Source organism: Microbacterium sp. Bi128, assembly GCF_918698205.1.
On sequence record NZ_CAKKMM010000366.1, the window covers coordinates 1 to 4,361 of the forward strand.

Annotated in this window: 4 protein-coding genes; all 4 read right to left on the reverse strand. The window is 71.6% G+C overall.

What is annotated here, in order from left to right; all coding sequences use genetic code 11:
• Positions 1 to 199, reverse strand: a 199-nt coding sequence (locus LQV45_RS19090; RefSeq protein WP_290370275.1) for a cyclic pyranopterin monophosphate synthase MoaC, incomplete at its 3' end; no start/stop codon positions are given.
• A gap of 80 nt (positions 200 to 279) precedes the next feature.
• Positions 280 to 1,503, reverse strand: a complete 1,224-nt coding sequence (glp, locus tag LQV45_RS19095; protein WP_230008369.1) for a gephyrin-like molybdotransferase Glp — start codon at positions 1,501 to 1,503, stop codon at positions 280 to 282.
• Positions 1,504 to 1,529: 26 nt separating this feature from the next.
• Positions 1,530 to 3,260 carry a molybdopterin-dependent oxidoreductase gene (locus LQV45_RS19100; RefSeq protein ID WP_230008370.1) on the reverse strand — a complete coding sequence of 577 codons (1,731 nt, stop codon included), beginning with the start codon at positions 3,258 to 3,260 and terminating at the stop codon, positions 1,530 to 1,532.
• The coding region (locus LQV45_RS19105; RefSeq protein ID WP_230008371.1) for a cell wall metabolism sensor histidine kinase WalK at positions 3,248 to 4,361 on the reverse strand (1,114 nt) is incomplete at its 5' end. The genes LQV45_RS19100 and LQV45_RS19105, both read right to left, overlap by 13 nt.

Below are 4,361 nucleotides of genomic sequence, written 5' to 3' on the forward strand. Positions count from 1 at the left end.
CCATGATCCCGGCGATGCGGGCCACGGCCAGGGCGTCGCCCTTCGGGAGCTCACCGCCGCCGAGGAGGGACAGGACCTCGGCCGTGCTGCGGACGGTCGCGGTGGCCGTGGCTTCCCGGGTGGACTGCGCCTTGTTGGACACATCCACCATCTGGGCCGTGCCGTCGTGGCGGAGGTGGGTCAGGCGGGTGTTGCCCACGGCTCTTTTGTCCGCTTCGCCGTTGCCCGCTTCGCCTTTGTCCGCCGGCGCGGCATCCGCTTCAGGGTTTTCTACATCATTCACAGGATCCATACTTCCACTTCGTCGCCCGCTGCGAGCGCCGCTGTTCCCTCTGGCACGTGGACGAGGGCGTTGGAACGGGCCAGGGCATGAACCAAGTGGGAGCCCGCGCCGCCCTCCAGCCTGACCGTGCCGTCCGGAGCCAGCGTGCCGCGCCGCACCTGGTGCTTGCCCGCCGGGGAGGTCAGCGGTTCGGCGAGGCGCGCGCGGACGGCAGGCCGGGGCGCCGGGGCGCCGAACAGTTCCGTGAGGACCGGGCGCAGGAACATTTCGAAGGACACCAGGCAGCTCACCGGGTTGCCCGGGAACCCCAGCACAGGGACGCCGTCGAAGCTGCCGATCCCCTGCGGGCCGCCCGGCTGCATCGCCACGGCGCCGAATTCGACGTCGTGTCCGGCCATTGCCTGCCGGACCACCTCGTAGGCACCTTTGCTGACGCCGCCGGTGGTGACGATCAGGTCCGCGGCGGGGGCGTGCCGGCGCAGCAACGCGGCGAGCTCATCCGGCTGGTCCGTGGAGACGCCGGTCCGTGTGACCTGGAGCCCGGCCTGGCGCATGGAGGACTCGAGCAGTGTGCCGTTGGAGTCGAAGATCTTGCCCGGTCCGAGCGGGCTGCCCGGTTCCACCACCTCGTCGCCGGTGGTGACCAGGAGGACCCGGAGGGAGGGACGGACGGGCACCTCCGTGTAGCCCATCGCCGCCAGCAGTCCCAGCTGGCCGGGGCCGAGGAAGGTCCCCGCGCTGAGGGCGAGCTCGCCGGAGCGGATGTCGCTGCCGGCGTCGCGCACGAACGTTCCGGCGGCGGCGGCCGGCAAGTGGACCGTGGCGGGCTCCCCCGGCACCGGGAAGGAATCGGGCACGGCCTGCTCGATGGGAACGACGGCGTCGGCCCCGGCCGGCATCAACGCGCCGGTCATGATCGGAGCGGCCGTGCCGGCGGCCAGTTCCGCCGGTGTGGCTCCGGCCGGGACGGGCGCGACGACACGCAGTTCCCTGCCGCCGTCGGGCACGTCGGCGCTGCGGATCGCGAAGCCGTCCATCTGCGAGTTGGCGAAGGGGGGAAGGTCCAGCGGCGCCAGGATGTCGGCGGCGAGCCCCCGGCCCAAGGCTTCGAGCAGCGGGAGCCGTTCCACCCGCCCCTCGGTGCGTAGGGGGGCCAGCAGGACCCGCACCTTGTCCCGGTGTGCTTGAACGCTGACATGCCTTGTCTCGGTGCGGTGCATGCGTTTCCTGACCTCTGCTCGGCTCGCTAGGACTTCACGTCAACTCTAACCGTGTGGTAACCCGTGGCTCCGTTCGGCGCGACCGGTGCGGATTCCTCGGCCTGCGGCACGCCGTCGAGGGCTGTGGCCCGGACCTGGACCTCGTATTGTCCCGGCTCCAGCGGCAAGGCCAGCTTCCACTGGTACCAGGTGTCCTTGGAGATGCCGGGGGCCAGCTCGGCCTGATGCCAGTCGCCGCGGTTGACCCGCAGCTCCACCTTGCCGATGCCCGTGTGCTGGGCCCACGCGACGCCGCCGAAGACAACCGTCCCGCCCTTCACGTTGGCCCCGTCGCGCGGCACGTCAATGCGGGACGATGTCTTGATGGGCCCGCGCTCGCTCCAGCCGCGGGGCGTCCAGTAGGCGACGTCGTCCGCGTACCGGGTCACTTTGAGCTCGGTGACCCACTTCGTGGCGGAGACGTAGCCGTACAGCCCGGGCACGATCATCCGGACGGGGAATCCATGTTCGAGCGGAAGCGGTTCCCCGTTCATGGCGACGGCCAGCAGCGCGTCGCGGTTGTCCGTGAGGGCCTCCAGCGGGGTCCCTGCCGTCCAGCCGTCCGTGCTCCGGGAGAGCACCATGTCCGCCCCGGGCTTGGGGCCGGCCATGTCGAGCAGTTCGCGCACCGGCCAGCCGAGCCAGCGGGCATTGCCGATCAGGTCCCCGCCGACCTCGTTGGAGACGCAGGCGATGGTCACGTGCCGTTCCGTCAGGGGTTTGGCCAAGAGGGTGGCGAAGTCGAGCTCGATCTCCCGTTCCACCAGGCCCGTGACTTTCAGCGTCCATTCCGCAGGATCCACCAGCGGGACGCGCAGGGCGGTGTCGATCCGGTAGAAATCCCTGTTCGGCGTCACGAGCGGGCCCAGTCCGTCCAGCCGGATCTCAGCGCCGGCCGGGATGGGCGGCGCGGGAGCGGCGGGCACCGGGAGGACCAGCTTGCTGCGCACGTCGCTGACGACGGCGGCCGCTCCCCTGAGGGTGGAGGCGAGCACACCGGCGACGGCGGCAACCGCGGCTGTCCCGCCCAGCGCCAGCAGGAACCGGCGCCGGGCGGGCCCGGCTTCGTTGGCTGTGGCATCTGCAGGCGCCACGGCAGGGGCGTCCTGCGGGGCCGGCTCAACCGGTGGTGTCTCCGGCGGGCCGGACGCCACCGCCGGTCGCCGGCCGGCATCGGGTTGCCACTCCAATAGTTTCCGGATGAGCCACCGCAACAGCGCGATCCCCACCAGTGCCACCAGCACCGGGACGGGGACGGCGTTGGCGGTCAGGTCGGCCCGGCTCAGCACGGCCACGAGCCCTACCGCGCCGAACACCGCGATGAGAATCACCCCGGCGAAACGGCGCCGCACTTCGAGGACTCCGGAGAGCGCCGCGAGCGCGGCGATGACCAGTGCCATGCCGCCCAGCAGTGCCGCCTTGTCCGCCGTGCCGAACAAGGAAATGGCCCACTCCTTGACGCCCGGCGGGACGGTGTCGATCACGGCCCCGCCGACGGCCGTCACCGGAGACACCGTGGGGCTCACCAGGCTGGCCGTGAGTTCACCGAGGACCACCGCCGTCCCCACGGCCACCAGTCCGGCCCCGGCGGCCCACAGGTCCCGGGACTGCCGCTGCCGGACTCCCGGTTCCGTATGCTGCTGTCCCCTGCCGGCGAGTGTGCCGCCGGTTTCCTTCCCCTGCCCGTCAAAGCCGACGCCGCTGCTCACTGTGCCCATCCCGTCCGGAGTTTTTCCTCTACCGCGTCGCGCGGAATCCTGTTGTGTGCTCCCTCGGCTGTTGCTGCCGGGGCTGCTGCTCCCCCGGCAGCAGGCTCCCCGGCAGAAGTGCCGTGGCTGCCACCCGGCTTCTGGCCGGCGGCTCCCTGGCCGGGGAGCAGCAGCGAGAACCGGCATCCGCCGTCGACGTTCTCCAGGGTGACGGTGCCTTGATGGGCGCTGACGATTCCGGCGACAATGCTCAGGCCAAGGCCGGCGCCGCTGTAGCGCATGACGCCTGCCGGCTCATCCGGCCCGGGCGCCCGGAAGCCGTCGCCCGGGGCCGCGCCATCAGGGGCCATTCCGTCCAGTCCGTCGTCCGGGGCGGCCCAACGGCCGGTCTGCCGCCGCGCCGGGTCCTTCTGCCAGCCGGTTTCGAACACATGCGGGAGGTCCGCTTCCGCGATCCCGCCGCAGCCGTCGGTGACCGCGACGACGGCCCGGTCACCGTCCCGGCCGACTTCCACGGTGACCCGGGAGCCGGGTCTGCTGTGGACGATCGCGTTGAGCACGACGTTTCGGATGGCACGCCCCATCGAGGGGCCGTCGGCGAGGGCCAGGCTTTCCCGTTGGCCGCCGCCGTCGAGCGTAATGCCGTGCTGCTCCGCCAGCGCGGCGAGGTCGGCAATGGCGTCGCTGGCGAGGTCGTACAGGTCCAACGGCTCGGCCTTGAGCCGCATAGTTCCGGCATGGATCTTCGACAGTTCCAGGAGGTCGTTGACCATGCCGGCCATGAGGTCGGTCTGCGCGATGAGCTTGCGGTAGTAGGCGGGGACGTCCGCGGCCATCCCGTCTTCCAGGGCCTCGGTCATGGCGCGCATGCTCGCCAGCGGCGTCCGCAGGTCGTGGGAGATCCAGCTGACCAGTTCGCGGCGGGCGTTTTCGACGGCGGCCTCCCGCTGCCGGGAGGCCTCCAGCATCCGGCTGCTGGATTCGAGCTCGGCGGCGAGGGCGGCAAGTTCGTGGCTCATCACCGGGGACTGGATCCCGGGGCTCTCGCCGCGGCCGATGCTCCGGGCAGCCTCGACCAGCGCCTTGGCGTTCCCCGAGACCCTCGCTCCG